Raw genomic sequence first — 19,996 nt, forward strand, 5'->3', positions numbered from 1 at the left:
TTCTGCGATAGGTCTAATCGGTGCATACGCACGATTGTCGGATCCGATAGTCATAGCTTCACCCATAATGACAGGGTTACCGTTTACTGTAAGAATTTTTGAACCATTCTTAACGGTTACTAAAGTTGAACCAGGCTCGGCAATTTTTCCGTTGGTAATGGTGATGGTCATAACATCAAATTCATCGTGGCCATATTTAATTTGATCTTCGTCTATTCCAAAGAATGATGCGATATCACGCACGCCAATCATAGACCAGCCAGAAGTTGTGATATAAGGTCGAGAGGTCATAGCAACAGGTGTTCCGTTTACTGTAGTTCTACCAGATTTGAAGTCTACTTTAGAAACAGTGGATATTTTCTCTGGCTCAATATTTTCTCCGATATGCAAATAGTCTTGATATTTTAAGTCGCTATCCCCAGAAAAATCAATGGCATCGCCCTTAATTGTGAGATCATAGGCACCTCTAGGCGTACCAGCCCAAATGTCATACTCGATATTTTCGACGGTAATGGTTCCAGGGATATCGTCAGATTCTTCGGTGATGGTAATTGTGAGTGTACCTTCTTTGCCATYAAAGTTTGTATCGATTTCAAGCCCGGACTGTTCATCGGTAAATACATTTCCGTCATCAAATGATCTGCTATCAAGTCCGATATCTTCTAATTCGATGATGATTTCATGCCCATCCCTAAACATTTCTGCGGCAGTTTCTTTGAGAACAATCTTGCCGGTTTTTTGTTCTTTAACACCTAGGTCGAGATAGACAGGTTCGGCCGTGACGGTGAAAGGCGTTTTAATATTACCAACAACTACGGTTTTTTCTTCATCTTTAAAGTTATCGCTTTCGACAGTAACGGTCATATCACCTGCCTTTGTACCAGCATTGGCGCGTACTTTAAGCTCAAAAGTAAGCTCTTCTAATATTTGGTGCCCTTTTGCATCACCGTTAGCTGTATCTTCTTGGAAATATATTCCTTCGCAAGCATCGTAAAGTTCATCGAGATCTAAAGTATATTCTTCATCATCTTCATGACTGAATATTTTTTGGTCATCATTTTGAACTTCGCCACCTTCAAATTTAAAAGTTATGCGTTCTAAGTTGTCTTTCAAATCTGGGTCCAGTTTTCCGTTATTCAATTTGAAAAAGAATTCGTCTCTTGGGTTGATAGCACCGCCTACGATTTCTTGAATGGCAATTTCTATTGTATCARAATCTTGACCAGCATAAAGTTCGGCTTCATCAAGTATCTCTACCAAAACATTGTCGTCTATTACTTCTGCAATGGTCAATGTTTCTTGTATTTCATCTGAATCTTTGAAATCAAGATGACCAACTTTGTCGCCTTCCTCGAGGCTGTCTGGGTCAACTTGAGTTATTGACAATTCGACGTCTCCAAGAGAAAGCTCGGTATGTCTAGATTCAAGTTCAATTGGCAAATTATGAAATTCGATGCCGCCCTCATATTTACGGTTGATGTCATCTGTTTCATCAATAATTCTAAGTACGACTTCATTATGTTCTGCGGCAAGAATTTCTACTTGAATATAGTTATCAAAGCCTCTTAAACCTCCAGTTAATTGAATATGACCTGCAAGTGCACCTGGTTCACCATCGGTTATATTGCCATCTTGATCAATAGTAGCTTTTTCATTCCATAATCTGTCACCTTCACGTAAATCAAATGCAAGATCGCTATCACTGAGTTGAAGATGGAAAATCGCACCACCGTCACCTTGTTCTAAAATGTCTGGCATATCGATACTATAGTCATTTGTTGAAAATGTTCCATTGAACACAAATTCTTGATTTTCTTCTATTTCGAAGATACCCAATTCGCCTTTGCCATCTACTGAGAGTTGACCGTCGCGTTTAAGATTGATATCTGCAATATCGCCACTAACTTCGGGATTGGAGCTAATAACTAATTTGTTGCTATAGATTTCTTTACCATCTACATCAAGAGCAGGTGCCTTGCCAGAAACTCTAAAGGCTACGGGTACATAAAGACGTTCATTTAATCCTTTATTAAAGTTTTGGTAAAACTCAACATCTAAAACGGAGTCGTCGCCATAGTTGTCTCTAAATATTGTAAAATCTTTAAGATAGAGTTGGGCATCAGGTGGTAGGGCGGTTGTAAAAATGAAACCGTTGTTATCTTTATTGACATCAATTAACTCTGACATGTCATCATTGTCATCATTGGGATTAAATGGTGTGATACTGTCGGGATTGGGTACGAAAGCGGTTCTTTCATCATTTGGAACTACGTTGATATAAAGTGGTTCTTTGTCAACACCAAATGGTATTTTTTTACCCTCTTTTGGAGTGACTTTTTGAAACATAAATATTTCAGTAACATTCTTAGCGGGGTTTTGGATATAGCTAGCGAGAGGTTTAGAATCATATCGAAGATAGGATTTTTGTTTTGCATATAGCATTGATACATATGAGGTATAGTTACCGTTCTTATCAATTACAAAAATTCTATCTGCGTAGCCATTATCGTTATTAGTTAATTTACCATCGGTGAGATCGGAGCCTTTTGAATAATCTGTGAGTGCGTACACCGTATCGTTGGTGATGCCCTCATAATCATTTAAGGTAACCTCCTCAGAAAAAGTATTGTCCCCTTTTGTTTCTGCATAAAGTTTTTCGTCGAATTTGATGTCTAGTCCTTTAATTTGAAATGGTATAGGAGAGTCGTGACTGGCTTTCATAGGGTCATTGTTATTATTATAGATCTGTAAATTGATTGCCTCTTTGTCAGCGGCAGTGTTCATGTATCCGAACTCATTAGACATAAGCATAGATTCTTTGTTTACTAAAATTTGTATTGCGCTGGTGAGTGTAGGCATTGTGGAAGTTATTATAGTTGCTGCCATTAGCATTGCTAATTTCTGACGTAATTTCATTTTTATATCCCCCTATTTTTATCTATATATGTTGTATGATTAGTATGTCAAGCCAAAAGACCAGTTATTTTGCAGTGGATGCTTTTGGCTTCTTCTTTGGCTTTTATATTTAGGGTAGCAGTTATGTGTCTTGCTTGCTGCTACATTTAGAATTATATAATATATAGCGCAAAAAGTCAATAAACGGAGATATTTTGTAATTTTTGCGTAATAATGTGTCGTTGTGTTACATAATAAAATAGGGACTATAAAGGGGTTATGTAAAATAAAGATTTATACCGTAATATTATGTGTAACAAAAAAAGAGCCGAAGCTCTCTGAGTATTAATTTGAAAATGTTGCGATACTATTTATTCCGTCCCAAGATACAGTGAGKCCTAATGCTTCTGCTATAGGTCTGATAGGTGCATAAGCTCGGTTGTCGGAGCCGATAGTCATGGCTTCGCCCATTATCAYCGGATTTCCGTTTACAGTTAAAATTTTAGAACCATGTTTTACAGTGACAAGCGTAGAGCCTGCTTCTGCTATTTTTACAGATGTTGTTTCGTCTTCGATGTATTCAACCATTTCATCGGAGTCRTAGCGCTGGTCTTTGGCATCATCTTCCATGTCAKTGKAAGTTCTGTAGTATGATTTGTAAATAGCATATCATATTAAAATGAAYAAGCAATAAAAAAAGAGCCGGAGCCCTCTAAGTATTAATTTGAAAATGTTGCGATACTATTTATTCCGTCCCAAGATACAGTGAGKCCTAATGCTTCTGCTATAGGTCTGATAGGTGCATAAGCTCGGTTGTCGGAGCCGATAGTCATGGCTTCGCCCATTATCACTGGATTTCCATTTACAGTTAAAATTTTAGAACCATGTTTTACAGTGACAAGCGTAGAGCCTGCTTCTGCTATTTTGCCGTTTCGAATTGTAACAGTCATAACATTATTTTCGTCATGTCCAAATGAAATTTGTTCTTCTGGGATTCCGAAGAATAGAGCAAGGTCGCGAACGCCGATCATCGACCATCCTGTAGGGGTGATATATGGTCTAGAGGTCATAGCCACTCGAGTACCATTTACTGTTGTGGAGCCAGATCTAAAGTTTACGATTGTTTTTATTTGTGTTTTTTCGACTTCTGGATTTTCACCAGTGCCAACAGTTAAATAATCTGCTATTTTTACAGATGTTGTTTCGTCTTCGATGTATTCAACCATTTCATCGGAGTCGTAGCGCTGGTCTTTGGCATCATCTTCCATGTCATTGTAAGTTTTATTAGCATGGTCAAGAGCATCACCGCTGATAAATAAATTATATTCGCCTCTAGGTGTTCCTGCCCAAATGTCAAATTCTAGATCTGAAACTATAATTTGTCCAGGAACATCATCGGATTCTTCTTCTATTGTAAGTATAATTAGACCGTCTTTTATGGAAATATCGGCATCGATTCCGGAATTAGCATCGAAGTTAACCTCCGCATCAACGATATGTTGGTCTTCCAAACCTATGATAATTTCATGACCATCGAGTAACATTTCTTCTTTAGTTTCTTTGATAATAATATTTCCAGTACGTTGCTCTTTAAGTCCGATATCGAGGTAAATAGGTTCTGCTTCTATTACAAATGGACGCGTAACATTTCCGACTACAAACGTAACTTCCTCATCAGCTAGGTTGTCGCTTTCGATGGTAAGTGTAATATTTCCTGCATCTGCATCTGCATCAGCTCCAAGTTCTAGCTCAAAAGTGAGAGATTCAAGGATTTCGTACCAAGCTTCTTCGTCGTCTTCTTCGAAATACGTACCTTCGCAAGCATCATAGAGATTATCAAGGTCTAATATATATTCGTCGCCATCTTTTAGCAATACATTTGCGTCAACATTGTCTATAGACTCAGAATCAAACTCAAACTCAATGTCAATGTCATCATCTTCGTTTGTGACAACATAAGCATTATCAAATCGAAGATAGAACTCATCTCTAAGGTTGATAGATCCGCCAACAAGCTCGCGCAACGTAATTTCAATTTTGTCAGTAGTTTGACCAGCAACAAGTTCAGCTTCTTCGTCGATGCTAATTAGAACATCATCAGAATTTATTTTGGCAATAGTAAAGGTTTCGTCCGCACTGCGTGCATTGCTAAAGTCAACGTCATCAACTTGGCCGTTATTTTCAAAGTGGACATTATCGACTTCTGTTACGATCATTTCTAGATCGCCTTCTTTTAGTTCATCATGTCTAGAGCTGATTTCGATTGGAAGATTGACAAATTCGAAGCCACCTTCATAGTTACGAGTTTTTTCTGAATGCAGTGATTCGTCGATAATTCTAATAACCAATTCTTCGTCTTGTACACCAAGAACTTCGACCTGAATATAGTCTTCATAACCACGGAATCCACCGGTTAATTGAATGTACTGAGCAAGAGCACCCTCTCTGCCAGGTTCATTATTGGCTGGGTCAGGTTTTAAATCCCAATACCTATCGCCTTCTGATAAACCATCAAATGCTAGCTTGCTATTTTTAAGTTGGATATGATATGTGCGTCCATCTTTTGCGGCTTCTAAGTCTTCTCTAATTTCATCATTAGAACGATCATTGGTCGCAGTAAATTCACCATTAAAGACAAACATTAGAGTTTCTTCGATTTCGAATGAACCGAGATTACCTTTGCCGTCAATAGAAAGATGTCCTAAATCTTTATCATGTATATCGACGCTATGTTCGCTGATGGTGGTATTAGAGGATAAAGCAACATCCCAGCCGATTGTGAAGTAGCCGGTTTCGTCATGAAGTCTAATGGAAGGCTTTGGTCCCGTAACTCTAAATGCTAGTGGCACATACATTCTTTGGGTTACGGCATTTGTGCCTAAGCGGTTATAGATCGCCATCTCTAATGTTTTGGCATCGCCATATTGGTCGCGGTACAATGTATATTCTTTGATATATGCTCTAGTTCCTGTGCTCTGTCCACTCAAAACATCTTCTCCAAATTGGTCATATACGTCCCACTCTTTGTTGGGATCTTCGAGATAGATAGCAATTGGTTTAGGTTCGCCATCGTTTATTACTAATTTATCACGTGTAGATGAACTATGTTCTTTGTCTCCACTAGGGTCTTTGATCATATTTAAAAAAACTCTTTCGCCTGTGTCGGTGGTATCAATGTCGTCATTTTTGTCTTTCGATGCAAGTCCAAACAAATAAATTTCATCGCCTGAGTTAAGGTAGTTTTTATAATTGGTGCGTATGCCCGCATATTCCATTGATACATACGATGTATAATTGCCATCTTCATCGATAGTGAATAATCTATGAGGATACATATCCTTGCCAGAGGAATCATCACTACCTCCGGGTCCTGCTTCTGAGCCACTAGTTAAATCTGATGCAAGCTGACGATCGTTGCGTTTTGAATTATCCGCAAGAGCGTAGGGGTATTTACGATTTAGTGGTTCGGGATCTTTATAATCATAAGAAGAAAGCATTGTATCATATAGTAATATATATCCATCGAGATCTTTATAAGTTTCTTGAAATAGGTTTTCATCAAAAGAAATATCCTTGGAAGTAATCTCTACAATAGCAGGCAAGTGACTTTCTTGGAGAGGATATAAATCACTGCTATTATTTCTGATTTGCAAATTGATGGCTTGGTTTTGTGCTGGATATATATCGCCATCTTCTTCTTGGTAATAACCGTATTTATTGTACTCACTGTCGGTGGTCATCGATTCCTTGACGACATCAACAATAACGGCACGAGTTATAACGGGTGTAGCAGAAGTGACCATAGCTGCCGCCATAACCATTGCTAATTTCTGACGTAGTTTCATTTTAAATCCCCCTTAATATTATGCGTACTAGAACTTTCTTTTGCCAAAAGCAAGTTAAAAATATAATAAAAAAATATAATAAAAAAATATAATAAAAAAATATATATGCTTTYGGATTTTCTTTGGCTTTTATATTTAACATAATTATGAGATATTCTCAATCTACCCCTAGAATTATATTATAAGTGTTATAAATAGTCAACAAAAAATGTCAATTCGTAACTATAATGTAACCAATTGTACCGATATTACACAAATAAGTCAGAAAAGTCCAAGATTTGCCATAAATATTTCATTGCTATTGCTTGATTTATTGAGGTAATTTTATGAAAAAATACCATTGTACAAATTTTAAAAAAATATAATCATTGCCATATAGTGGCATAGAGACTTGATTATCATAAAAAAAGACAAAAAAAGAGGGAGCAATTAACCTCCCTTGTGAGTTATAGTATTAATTTTGGAATGTTGCTGTACTGGTGGCGTTGTTCCAATCTACAGTTAATCCAAGTGCTTCGGCGATTGGTCTGATAGGAGCATAGGCACGGTTATCAGAGCCGATAGTCATTGGTTCACCCATAATTACAGGAGTTCCGTTTACCATAAGAATTTTTGATCCATGTTTAACAGTTACAAGGGTGGATCCTGGAGCTCCGATTGGCCCGTTTGTAATAGTTACGTTCATAACATTGTTTTCGTCATGACCATATGCGATTTGCTGTTCATCTATTCCAAAGAATGTTGCAATATCACGTACACCGATCATTGACCATCCTGCAGGAGTGATATAAGGTCTGGATGTCATAGAAACACGTTGACCATTTACTGTAGTTGTGCCTGATCTAAAGTCAACAACTGTAACAACTTTAGGAGTTTCTGGTTCTGTTGCTTCGGCGCCAACGGTCAAATAATCTGCAACAGTGATATCAGATTCATCTACAAACGCATCAAAAATATCGTCTTCGTCTTTGTTATTATCGTCGTAGAGTTGATCATAAGTACTGTTAGAGAATTCTACAGCGTTACCACCGATATATAAGTCGTAACCGCCTCTTGGAGTGCCTGCCCAAATGTCGAAAACGATATTTTCKATCGTAATTGTACCAGGTCCGTCATCAGATTCGTCTGTAATTTCTAGAACAAGTAAACCGTCTTCAAAGTTGGCATCAACGTCTAGTCCAGAGTTTTTGTCGGTATAAACGTCTGCATCGTCAAAGGTTTTGTTGCTAGARCCAAGATCTTCGATAGCTAGGATAATTTGGGTGCCATCTTTGAACATTTCTTCATCAGTTTCTGTGAAGGTAATTTTGCCGGTTGATTGATCTTTGACACCTAGATTAATTAGAACAGGAGGTGCACTGACTCTAAATGAAGGTGATACCGTTCCGATAGCAAAAGATATTTCTTCTTCTTTAAAATTATCACTTTCGATGACCATTTGCATAGTGCCTGAAACGCCTGCCTGAGCTTCTATCTCCAGTTCGAATTCGAGTTCTGACAGAATATCGTGCCAATCGTCTTCTTTTTGGTCATTGCTGCCAGAAAGAATCCCATTTTTTTCCAATTCATCATACATAGCGTCAAGGTCTAATATATATTCACCATCATCTTCGTATAAGATATTATCAGGATCATTTGCTAGGTCGTCACTTTCAAAATGGAATTCAACATTTTCTAAACTGCCACTGACAATGTCAGCATTAATGAAACTGATAAAAAATTCATCTCTAGAATCAATGGAGCCAGCAATGAGTTCGCCAAGACGTATTTCGATTGTACCAGAATCTTGCCCTGCAACTAAGTCGACGTCGTCTAAAACTTCAAATGTAACGTCTTCGTCAACAACTTTGGCTATGACAAATTCTTCTTCGGCTTCGTTGGCATCATCGTAATCAAAAAGACCTATATCTCCGCCCTTGTTTTTGTACTCGATATCTTCAACCTGTGTAATAGTGAGTTCGATATCGCCAAGATCAAGTTCGTCATGTCTTGATGCTATTTCTACAGGTAAATTATGGAATTCGATAGCTCCTTCGTAGTTGCGTTGATCGTGCGTATCAGTAGTATCAATAACTCGGATTAACATTTCGCTTTCTTCTACTGCCAGTACTTCTATTTGAACAAATTCTTCTTTTCCGCGTAAGCCACCACTTAATTGAATATAATTATTGTTTTGAAGAGTACCAGGGGTGAAAGTGATCTTGTTGTTCTCATCTATTTCCCACTCGTCCCAGTATCTGTCGCCTTCGTCTAGAGCAAATTCTAAATTTTTGGCCTGAAGTTGAAGTAAAAATGCTCCGCCACCTGTGGTGCCATCATCTGTATCGTCATCTGGATCAAGATAAAAATCACCTTCCCAATCTTTTCCAGTTGCAACAAATGTGCCAGAAAATACATATTCTTGCTTCTCTTCTAATTCAAATACGCCGAGTTTGCCGCTACCATCAACAGCTACTTGCCCTTTGCTGTTTAAATTTATGTCTACAAGATCGCCACTAACTTCCGTGTTTGAACTAAGTATAAGTTTATTAGCGAAAATTTCGTCGCCGTTTACTTTGATAGATGGAGATTTACCAGTAACTGTGAATGCCATAGGTACATATACACGAGAATCTAAATTTCTGTTCATATTTTGATAAATTTCAACAGTAAGAGTTTGGTCATCGTATCTATCTGGAGATATAGTAAACTCTTTTAGATATAGTTGGCCGTTTAGTGGATTGCTAGTAGCAGGCTCGACGAAAATAAAAGCGTTGTCGAAGCTGACAGTATTGATGGTGCCAGTATTAGGCGTAATGATATCGGGAATCTCTTGAGGATTCACGTCTTTGATAGAAGCAAAATTGTGGCTTAATTGACCGCCGTTTTCTGTCAAATTTATATAAATAGGAACGCCATCGTTGTTTTTAGCTTCGGCGAAGAAATACGCTTCGTCAATAGATGTTGTCTTGTTTTGCGCATAGGTAGCGTTTGTTGCAGCATTATTGAGATAACGTTTTTTGGAAGCATAAGATGTAGATACATAAGAAGTATAGGTTCCATCTTCATCAATAGCAAAAAGTCTGTTAGGTAACCCTCCCATTTCAGTAACATAGGAGCCATCGTTATTTGCTGAAATATCTTCTAGTGCAAATACGGCGTTGGGGTGAACTTCTGTGCCATCTACTAAGGTATAGTCTTCCAAATCGACTTCTTTGTTGAAGGCCTTGTTTCCTTTTGTTTCGATATAATACGTAGGGGCAAATTTGATATCTGTACCTATTATCTCAAAAGGTAATGAATTATGTGCACCATGCAAGATATCGTTATTATTATTGTGGATAATTAAATTTAAAGCTTCGTTTTTTACTTGATAATCTTCTAATTTAATATACCAGTATTTATTATAGTTATCTTTGACTTGTGTGGTCATAGATTCTTTAGTAACTGTTAAACCAATGGCACTGGTTGTAACTGGTATGGCTGTGGCTATAGTAGTTGCTGCTAAAACCATTGCTAATTTTTGCTTTAATTTCATGTAGAAATCCTCCTTGTGGTTTGCGATAATTCCAAATTGTAAAGCCAAAAGCTGTTTATTTTTTCTGTAGGCACAAGCTGTCAATGCGTTTATGTATTGCAATTACTTTTAGCTTTGTTTGGCTTTTATATTTATATGTAGTAGGCAGAAAAAAAATTATACCTAACTATACATGGAAGTATATTCTAATTATGATTAAAAGTCAACAAACAGGAATATTTTGTAATTTGCATGTAATATATACAGACTATATTATTACTTGTAAAACCTTGACAATAATGAATTAATCTAATTTTAATAGTTTTAAAAAAAGATTTATGTTAAATTTGATGGTTATTGCAAGTAAGTAAAAAAAAATTTTATGAGTACAGTTATAATTGCATATTGATAGGGGGAATACTTATATATATAACTAATGAGGTGAGGTGTATTTTTGAAGCAATATAAAGATTTGGTTCAGTATATTATGGATAACGGAGTTTATAAGGAAGATAGAACAGGTGTAGGGACGATCAGTACATTTGGATATCAGATGCGCTTTAATTTAGCAGAGGGATTTCCGTTGGTGACTTTAAAACGGACTTACTTTAAGGGGATTGCACATGAATTGCTATGGTTTTTGAGTGGARATACAAATATAAAATATCTTGTGGATAAAAATGTTCATATTTGGGATGAATGGGCGGATGAAAACGGAGATTTGGGCCCAGTTTATGGTGCGCAATGGAGAAGCTTTTCGGGAGTTGATCAGATTGCACATGTAATAGAAGAAATTAAGTCTAATCCTGATTCTAGAAGGTTGATTGTAACTGCTTGGAATGTCCCAGAGATAGAAAAGATGGCGCTTCCGCCATGCCATATGTTTTTTCAATTTTATGTTGCAGAAGGAAAACTGTCGTGCCAGATGTACCAGCGTTCGGCAGATACGTTTTTGGGGGTGCCATTTAACATTGCGTCTTATTCTTTATTAGTGCACATGATAGCAGCTGTAACCGATTTAGAGGTGGGAGATTTTGTCCATACTATAGGGGATGCTCACATTTATACAAACCATTTGCAGCAAGTAAAGTTGATGCTAAAGCGAGAGCCTAAATCACTGCCCAAAATTCGAATATTGCGCAAAGTGGATTCAATTTTTGACTTTAGATATGAAGATTTTGAGTTGCTAGATTACAATCCGCATAAAGCGATCAAAGCTGAGGTGGCAGTGTGATAAAGATGATAGTTGCTGTATCGAAAAATGGACAAATAGGAATAGCAAATGAGCTGCCTTGGAATATAAAAGAAGATATGAACTACTTCAGAAAGATGACTACCGCCAAGACTGTGATAATGGGACGTAAAACCTTTAACAGTATAGGGCGCCCGCTGCCAAATCGCCGAAATATAGTGTTGACTACAAATACGGATTTGAAAATAGCAGGTGTCGAGGTGGTAACAAACTTTGCGGAAGCCCTGATCATTGCAAGAGAAGAAGATGCGTTTGTAATAGGTGGAGGTCAAATTTATGAGCTATTTATGCCATATGCAGAGGAGCTGTATATAACAGAAGTGGATATCGACATTGATGGAGATGCTGCATTTCCGGAGTATCGCAACAAATTCGTGTGTGTAGAAACAATAGAAAAATCTGCCAATGACAGTAAATATAATTATAGGTTTACAAAATGGATTGCAGCTGATGAAGTGCCGGAGGGCCTATAGTAAACTTTGGAACTCTTTGCAAAAAGTAGTGAATAGCTCGTCTTCGGGTACTTTGCGGATGATCTGGCCTTTTTTAAAAATAATCCCAGAGCCGTTTCCTCCCGCAATGCCGATGTCTGCCTCGCGCGCTTCACCAGGTCCGTTGACAATACAACCCATTACGGCTACTTTTAGGTCTGCAGAAAAATTTTGCGTGTATGCTTCTACTTTATGAACAAGTTTGATTAGATCAAATTGTGTACGGCCACAAGTGGGGCAAGAGATGATTTCAACCCCAAACTTACGGAGGTTTAGAGATTGGAGTATGGCCTTTGCGCACTTTATTTCTTGTATTGGGTCGTCGGAAAGTGAGACTCTGATGGTATTGCCGATGCCACGTGAGAGCAGGGCGCCGATGCCTATAGCAGATTTGACGGTGCCGTTGTAGAGTGTGCCGGCTTCTGTGATTCCTAGGTGTAGAGGATAGTTGTATTGTTTGGAGAATAGCTCGTATGCTGCTATACTTAGGGGAACATTGGAAGCTTTGAGAGAAACGCAGATGTCGGTAAAGTCGAGAGATTCGAGTAAATCAATATGATTTTTGGCACTGAGAACCATGGCCGTTGCTGAAACGCCGTATTGCTTAAGTAGATTTTTTTCGATAGAGCCAGAGTTGATGCCAATTCTGATGGGTATAGAATAATTTTGAGCCTTCTTGACGACCGCGGTAACGTTTTGAGTATTACTAATATTTCCTGGATTGAGTCTCAGCTTGTGTACCCCGTTTTCTATTGCAGATAGCGCAAGGCGGTAATCAAAATGAATATCGGCAACAACGGGGATCTCAACTGCTGGGATGATTTGCGATAGCGCATTGGCTGCAGCTTGATCGGGTACTGCAACACGAATTATTTCGCACCCAGCGGCTGTAAGTTCCTGGATTTGGTCGATTGTTGCGGGGATGTCGTGTGTTTTGGTGTTACACATCGATTGAATACTGATAGGATGGTTGCCTCCGATATAAACGTCTTTTACTTTGATAGTTTTGGTCATAAAATTGATCTCCTTATTGAGTAAATTTAAAAAAATCTTTGCAACGGCAGTATGTTCTGCTATTACAAAGACCTGTGAAATTGTGGCTTATGCGATTAATCTGATAATATCGTTATATAATACTACAACCATTAAGATCATCAGTAGTATAAAGCCAGCAAAGTGGAACATTGCTTCCTTCTCTTGATTGAGAGGTTTGCCACGAACTATTTCGATGAGTGTAAAAAAGATTCGTCCGCCATCGAGAGCTGGAAACGGCAAAAGGTTGAGGACAGCTAGGTTGGCTGAAAGGATTGCTGCAATTCTAGCCATATTCATAATAGCGTACATAACGCTTTCTTGGATCGAGGCATCCCAAACTTGGGTTGTAAGTTGAGCAACTCCAACGATACCTGCCATTTCTTTTACCGAAAGAGATCCTGAGATAAGCATCCAAAATCCTTGGAGTACTTCAACTAGCATCCAGCCGGTCTCTAAAAAACTTTGCCAGATAGTTTCAAAAAAGCCATAGCGCGCGCTTTTGGAGTAGAAACCAAAAATTCTATTGCCATTCGCATCTATTTGTGGAGTAACAATGACATTTCTGATCGTACCAGACGGATCCTGGATTGTCATATTGTAACTAGCGTTGCCGTTTGAGGAAATTTCCATAATTTCAGTTTGCGTTGTGACGGGGACGCCGTCGATGGCAATGATGGTATCGTCTGCCTGAACTCCTGCTAATGCGATAGGAGAGTCTGGAATAACGTTGGCTATAACATTTGAATTATATCCATTATATCCCAAAACCACCAACATAAGGACCCAGGTCAAAATGACGTTCATAAAAGCGCCTGCAACGAAAATTAACATTCTTTGTAAAGGTGATTTACTCATTAGCGACATGGGATTATTGGATTGTTCGTTCTCCCCTTCCATGGCACAATAGCCGCCGATCGGCAATAATCGAATTGTGTACAGCGTTTCTTCTTTTTTGGTACTCCAAAGTTTGGGCCCCATTCCAATTGCAAACTCATTTACCGCAACACCACATTTTTTAGCAGCAATGAAGTGCCCCCATTCATGTACTACTACAATCGTTGCGAAAATTATAACGAAAATTATAACATAAACCAACTATCTCACCCCTTCATAACATTGAGCTCTTGCCCATTTATCTATATCCAATATCTCGTCTAATGTTGGACTATTAATAATTATGTGCTTATCCAATGTTTTATGAATAAGCTTTGGAATATCTAAAAATCTAATTTTGTTTTGTAAAAATAACTCAACTGCAATTTCATTGGCTCCGTTTAATACGAGTGGAGCAGTGCCGCCGGCTTTTAGCGCTTCGAATGCTAGGTCTAAGCAAGGAAATAGCGCTGTGTTTGGACTGCTAAAATGCAAAGTAAATGCTTGCTTGAAATCTAAAGATTGAACCAAGTTGGTATCGACGCGATTAGGGTAATTTATGGCATAACTAATTGGATGCCTCATATCTGGAACACCCAATTGCGCTATTATCGACTTGTCCACAAATTCTACCATAGAATGGATGATGCTTTCTTTGTGAACAACAACATCTATATTTTCGGGGCTGATATCAAATAAAAATCTTGCCTCTATAACTTCGAGACCCTTGTTCATTAGAGTGGCGCTGTCGATAGTAATTTTTTTGCCCATGGTCCAGTTTGGATGCTTCAAGGCTTGCTCTACTGTAACATCTGCTAGATCGGGGGCAGCGTAATCGCGAAATGGCCCACCAGAAGCTGTTAAAAGTAGTTTACTAACTTCTGATTTTGTGCCTGCTTGTAAACATTCAAATATCGCGCAGTGTTCACTGTCTACAGGAATAATTTGTACTCCCTTTATTTTTGCACGCTCCATTACCAGCTCTCCGGCGCATACGAGCGTTTCTTTGTTGGCAAGAGCGATATCGATGCCGGCTTCTATTGCAGCAAGAGTGGGCACAAGACCTGCTATACCCACTACTGCTGTTATCAAAAGATCTTCTCCAGATTTGGCAATAGATGTTAGACCAAAGATGCCGCTGACCACTTGCGTTGTAGAATGTTTTGCTTTTAGGCGCTCTCGGAGCTTTGCCGCTTGTTGAGTATCTATAACGCAAACGATCTCGGGAGAAAACTCATCAATTTGTTGTTCTAATAGATCGATTTCTTTGTTACAAGAGAGACCTGTAATGGTTACGTTTTCCATATTTCGAATTACATCGAGAGATTGCGTTCCGATAGATCCTGTTGAACCTAATATAGCAATTTTTTTCATTATCTGTCTCCTTATATTTTATGGAGTATTAAATAAATAGCTAATTACAAATATAAAAGGTGTAGTTAGAAGGACGCTATCGAATCGATCTAACACCCCGCCATGGCCCGGAAAAATTTTTCCAAAGTCTTTGGCTCCGACGTTTCGCTTGATGCTAGATGCCGCCAAGTCTCCGATTTGTGATAGAACCGCCGCGAAGCAGGCCACTAACACAATTATAAAAATTTGAACAACTGTAAATGAAACATAGCCTAGCTTAATCATGACTAAGCAGTAGATAAGCGTAAAAACACTGGCTCCAACAACTCCGCCAATGGATCCTTCTACTGTTTTTTTGGGGCTAAGCTCGGGAGCAAGCTTAACTTTGCCAAATGCTCTTCCAACGAAATACGCACAAGTATCGCTTCCCCAAGTACAAACAAATAATAAAATAACCCAAAATAATCCGTTGTCAAAATTTCTAATGCTGACAATTAATCCAAACAATAGGCCGATGTAGATAACTCCAAAAATTGTAGCCGCAATGTCGGTAATTGTATATTTGGGATAAGTAAGTACACCACATATTAATGGTAGCAATAAGACAAGGGATATATACATGGAGTAATATTCCATGCAAAAAGGTAAAAAGGCAAAGAATCCTACAACTAAAAAGAACCCTAATACTTTTATTGGCTTATACACAAGAGAAATAGCCCTAAAATATTCCATTATAGCAATCGCGCCAAGCACAATTCCACTTATCTGCATAACCAAACTTCCACTTATCACAATCCATAAAACTAAAGGAACTCCTATCAATCCAGTTAATGTTCGAACAAGCATATAATATCCCTTCTCTCTAAACCGTTTTTCCAAATCTTCTTTTTCGATTTGCATATTCCAAAAGTGCAAGATCAAAATCTTCTTTGCTAAAATCTGGCCAATGTTTATCTGTAAAATAAAATTCACTATATGCAAGTTGCCAAGGCAAGAAATTACTGGTTCTAAGCTCACCGCTGGTTCTAATTAAAAAATCTGGATCGGGTACGTTTCCGGTATCCAAAAACTGTGCGAATACTTCTTCAGTAATTTCGGTAATTGTACCCTGTTTAAATTTTTCTGCAATTATTTTAGTAGCACGAACAATTTCATCTCGGCCACCATAGTTAATAGCAAAAATTACACAAAGCCCTGGCTTATCTTTTGTTATCAATTCGAGTTTTTTAATTTTGTGAATAATGCTATCTGAGAGCCCTTCTAGTTTTCCGATAACTCTTATTTTGATATCGCGTTTTTTGGATTTTTTGAGAGCGTCGTCGAGATAGTCTTCGAGAAGAGTCATGATTGCAGATACCTCTTCTTTAGGCCTACTCCAATTTTCTGTTGAAAAAGTATATGCAGTTATATACTTTATCTTTAGTGTTGCTGCGTACTCTACAATATCTCGTAGCGTTTCACTACCTTTTTTATGTCCAGCACTTCTTGGCAATTTTTTTGACTTAGCCCATCGACCATTTCCGTCCATAATAAATGCCACATGTTTCGGCACATCATTCATAAAAAACCTCCTATAAAACTATACTGATAAAACTTCAGAACTTTTTTGCTCGATTAATTTATCAATTTCTGCAACAAACTTGTCTGTAAGTTTTTGGACACTGTTTTCGTTTGTTGTTTGCTCGTCTTCGGTTATTTCGTTGGCCTTTTGTTGTTTTTTGAAAGAATCCATGGCCTCGCGTCTGATGTTTCTAATGGCAACTTTGGCATTTTCTCCCTTTTTCTTGATCTCTTTTGTAAGTTCTTTTCGACGTTCTTGGGTAAGTTCTGGGAAGACTAATCTAATGACTTTGCCGTCATTAGAAGGATTTATGCCAATATCAGATTCATTAATAGCTTTTTCGATACCCTTTAGTAAAGAGCTATCCCAAGGTTGAATCTGAAGAATTCTTGCTTCGGGAACCACGATGTTGCCAACTTGTTTGATAGGAGTTAGGGTGCCATAGTAGTCTACTACAATTTTGTCGAGAACATTAGGGTTTGCGCGCCCGGCTCTAATTGTATTAAAGTCCTCCTTTAACGATAAAATTGATTTTTCCATTTTGTCTTCAAACTTTTTCATAAATATTTGCTCCTTATTTATACTATAATCTTTGTACCTATATTTTCACCATTTGCGACTTTTATTATTCCATTTTCTGCATTTAAATCAAAGACAATAATCGGTAATTTGTTATCTTTACATAAAACAACACAAGATAGATCAACGGGTTTGAGATCTTTTTCGAGTATAGTCTCGCAAGAAATTTTCTCAAACTTTATGGCGTCTTTGTTGGTGCGAGGATCGCTATCATAGACCCCATCGATGTTTTTGGCAAAAAGTAAGACATCGGCTCCAATTTCACATCCTTTGAGCGCAGCGCCAGAGTCGGTCGAAAAATATGGATGCCCTGTGCCTCCCGCAAAGAAGACGATTTTTCCGGACTTTAAGTAGTCTATTGCTTTGTCTTTGTTAAAAACCTCGGTCATAGTGCCAACGGGAAATGGTGTCATTACTACGCTTTGGACATTATATGTTTTGGTAAAATCTGACACATATAATGCGTTCATAACTGTTGCGAGCATTCCTATTTGATCTGCTGTTGTTCTGTCCATATCTCCAGAAGTGCGCCCTCGCCAAAAATTTCCGCCGCCAATAACAACGCTAACGAGAAAACCGTCATTTACTAGAGTTGTAAGTTGCTTTATAACTCCAGAAATAATTTCATTATCAAAGCCAAGGCTTTTATCTCCAGCGAGTGCTTCGCCGCTCAACTTAACCAAAATATTACTATATTGCATGTTTCACCCCATTATATTTATTGTAGACTATCTATCAGATATTTATGCCATTAATACATTATGCTAGCATATAATTCTATATTCTAAAAAAAATAGAGGACGCCAATCCCCTATTTTCTTAAACTAGTTTTGTAATTGCTTAGCAACTTCTTCAGCGAAATTTTCATCTTTCTTTTCTAAGCCTTCGCCAGTTTCAAAACGAATGAAAGATTTTATAACTTTATCTGAGCCAAGCTCTTCTTTTACATATTTTGCAACAGTGAGGCTAGGGTCTTTCACATAGTCTTGCTCCAATAAACAGAAGCTTTTTAGATTTTTGTTTAAACGACCTTCTACTATACCCGCAATGATTTTTTCGGGTTTGCGTTTGCCCTCTGGTAATTCTTGGTTTTCATTCATAGCTTGAACTAATAAAATTTCGCGTTCTTTAGATTTTGTTTCGTCTGATACGTCGCTCATAGAGATATATTCAGGATTTAATGCCGCAATTTGCATCGCAACGTTTTTGCCTACCTCTTCGGCTTTTGTATCTGTGTTATCAACATCTACTAAAACAACGATTTTTCCGCCGCCATGAGTATATGATGCTATTGTTCCTGTGGTACCCATAATTGCAATTCTGCGGATAGATAAGTTTTCTCCGATTGTTGCAATATTTTCTGTTAAAACTTGATCTACAGTTTTGTCGGCTTCTCCAGGATAAGGAAGAGCTTTTAGAGCTTCGACTGTTCTAACTTGTGTGTCTAAAACAACTTTGGCAAGGTCTTTAACGAAGGTTACAAATTTTTCGTTCTTTGCGACAAAGTCTGTTTCGGAGTTGACTTCTATTAAGGCCGCAGTTTTGTTATCTGCTGAAACCATTTGCATAACGAGTCCTTCCGCAGCGATTCTGCCAGATTTTTTAGCAGCTTTCGCAAGTCCTTTTTCGCGTAATACATCTATCGCTTTTGTAATATCTCCATTAACTTCAACCAAAACGTTTTTGCAATCAAGCATTCCGGCGCCTGTTATCTCGCGTAATTCTTTTACCATTGCAGCTGTTATCGCCATATTAATTATTCCTCCACGCTAACTGAATTTTCAAATGTCAATGTTTCTTCTACGACTGGTTGGATAGGTTCGTCACCAGCGTCAAAAATCTCGCCTTGATTTGATTCTATAATTGCATCAGCAAGTTTGGCAGTAATAAGTTTTACTGCTCTAATGGCGTCATCATTACCAGGAATCGGAAAATCAATTTCATCTGGGTCGCAGTTTGTGTCTACAATAGAGAATACTGGGATTCCAAGAATGTGCGCTTCCTGAATAGCGATGGCTTCTTTTCTAGGATCGATTATAAAGATCGCATCAGGAACGCCTTTCATCTCTTTAATTCCACCAAGATTGTTTTCAAGTTTGATCATTTCTTTTTTTAGCTCGATAACTTCTTTTTTTGGAAGAAGGTCAAAAGTGCCATCTTCTTGCATTAGTTCTAGCTTTTTGAGACGATCTACTCTACTTCTAATAGTTTGGAAATTAGTAAGCATTCCGCCTAACCATCTGTGGTTGATATAATACATTCCGCAGCGTAGGGCTTCTGCTTTAATTGAGTCTTGGGCTTGTTTTTTGGTACCCACAAAAAGAACTTTGCCTCCGTCAGCAGCAATATCTTTCATGGCATAAAAAGCTTCGTCCATTTTCTTTGCAGTTTTTTGAAGGTCTATAATATAAATACCATTTCTTTCTGTAAAGATATACTCCTTCATTTTAGGATTCCATCTTCTGGTTTGGTGACCAAAGTGTACACCAGCTTCTAATAATTGTTTCATTGAAATAACGCTCATTTTTATCCTCCTTAGGTTATACCTCCGCATGCTAAGAAATATTAAAATATTCCACCAAGTTATGCATGCGTGCGATTTTTGTAATTGCGTGC

The 19,996-nt window shown here is 38.0% G+C and carries 15 protein-coding genes; 2 read left to right on the forward strand and 13 right to left on the reverse strand.

Annotated elements, in window-relative coordinates; genetic code table 11:
- From EPU_RS12105 to EPU_RS08945, 4 genes are all read right to left on the reverse strand, one after another.
- Window positions 1-2,916, reverse strand: a 2,916-nt coding sequence (locus EPU_RS12105) for a hypothetical protein (protein WP_044149933.1), incomplete at its 3' end; no start/stop codon positions are given.
- A 324-nt stretch (window positions 2,917-3,240) separates the two neighbouring features.
- A complete protein-coding gene (locus EPU_RS08935) occupies window positions 3,241-3,483 on the reverse strand; it encodes a stalk domain-containing protein (protein WP_198006411.1) in 243 nt (80 codons plus the stop codon).
- Window positions 3,484-3,614: 131 nt separating this feature from the next.
- Complete coding sequence (locus tag EPU_RS08940) at window positions 3,615-6,740, reverse strand: copper amine oxidase N-terminal domain-containing protein (protein ID WP_010168588.1); 3,126 nt, start codon at window positions 6,738-6,740, stop codon at window positions 3,615-3,617.
- 454 nt (window positions 6,741-7,194) lie between these two features.
- Complete coding sequence (locus tag EPU_RS08945; RefSeq protein WP_029488289.1) at window positions 7,195-10,257, reverse strand: copper amine oxidase N-terminal domain-containing protein; 3,063 nt, start codon at window positions 10,255-10,257, stop codon at window positions 7,195-7,197.
- A gap of 433 nt (window positions 10,258-10,690) precedes the next feature.
- Here EPU_RS08945 and EPU_RS08950 point away from each other — a divergent pair, with 433 nt between their 5' ends.
- The gene (locus EPU_RS08950) at window positions 10,691-11,470 is read left to right on the forward strand and encodes a thymidylate synthase (RefSeq protein ID WP_029488290.1); all 780 of its coding nucleotides are present in this window, start codon (window positions 10,691-10,693) and stop codon (window positions 11,468-11,470) included.
- Between the two features lie 5 nt (window positions 11,471-11,475).
- Window positions 11,476-11,961 (forward strand): dihydrofolate reductase, encoded by a 486-nt coding sequence (locus tag EPU_RS08955; RefSeq protein ID WP_010168593.1) that lies wholly within the window; start codon window positions 11,476-11,478, stop codon window positions 11,959-11,961.
- Here the strand turns inward: EPU_RS08955 and ispG are convergent.
- From ispG to rpsB, 9 genes are all read right to left on the reverse strand, one after another.
- Entirely contained in the window at window positions 11,956-12,993 is a 1,038-nt protein-coding gene (gene ispG / locus EPU_RS08960) for a flavodoxin-dependent (E)-4-hydroxy-3-methylbut-2-enyl-diphosphate synthase (RefSeq protein ID WP_010168595.1), read from the reverse strand. The genes EPU_RS08955 and ispG overlap by 6 nt on opposite strands.
- 87 nt (window positions 12,994-13,080) lie before the next feature.
- A complete protein-coding gene (locus EPU_RS08965) occupies window positions 13,081-14,109 on the reverse strand; it encodes a M50 family metallopeptidase (RefSeq protein WP_010168597.1) in 1,029 nt (342 codons plus the stop codon).
- On the reverse strand, window positions 14,110-15,261 hold the full coding sequence (locus EPU_RS08970; protein ID WP_010168599.1) for a 1-deoxy-D-xylulose-5-phosphate reductoisomerase: 1,152 nt from the start codon (window positions 15,259-15,261) through the stop codon (window positions 14,110-14,112).
- 18 nt (window positions 15,262-15,279) lie between these two features.
- On the reverse strand, window positions 15,280-16,086 hold the full coding sequence (locus tag EPU_RS08975) for a phosphatidate cytidylyltransferase (RefSeq protein ID WP_010168601.1): 807 nt from the start codon (window positions 16,084-16,086) through the stop codon (window positions 15,280-15,282).
- Window positions 16,087-16,102: 16 nt separating this feature from the next.
- On the reverse strand, window positions 16,103-16,801 hold the full coding sequence (locus tag EPU_RS08980; protein ID WP_010168602.1) for an isoprenyl transferase: 699 nt from the start codon (window positions 16,799-16,801) through the stop codon (window positions 16,103-16,105).
- Window positions 16,802-16,819: 18 nt separating this feature from the next.
- A complete protein-coding gene (gene frr / locus EPU_RS08985; RefSeq protein ID WP_010168605.1) occupies window positions 16,820-17,362 on the reverse strand; it encodes a ribosome recycling factor in 543 nt (180 codons plus the stop codon).
- 17 nt (window positions 17,363-17,379) lie between these two features.
- Window positions 17,380-18,081, reverse strand: coding sequence for a UMP kinase (gene pyrH, locus EPU_RS08990; protein ID WP_010168607.1), 702 nt, complete (start codon window positions 18,079-18,081; stop codon window positions 17,380-17,382).
- A 123-nt stretch (window positions 18,082-18,204) separates the two neighbouring features.
- A complete protein-coding gene (gene tsf, locus EPU_RS08995; RefSeq protein ID WP_010168609.1) occupies window positions 18,205-19,131 on the reverse strand; it encodes a translation elongation factor Ts in 927 nt (308 codons plus the stop codon).
- A gap of 5 nt (window positions 19,132-19,136) precedes the next feature.
- Window positions 19,137-19,904: a 30S ribosomal protein S2 gene (rpsB, locus tag EPU_RS09000; protein WP_010168611.1), complete on the reverse strand. Its 768-nt coding sequence runs from the start codon at window positions 19,902-19,904 to the stop codon at window positions 19,137-19,139.
- Window positions 19,905-19,996 lie beyond the last annotated feature (92 nt).

Source organism: Candidatus Epulonipiscium viviparus (assembly GCF_000171335.1).
Taxonomy (GTDB): domain Bacteria; phylum Bacillota; class Clostridia; order Lachnospirales; family Cellulosilyticaceae; genus Epulonipiscioides; species Epulonipiscioides viviparus.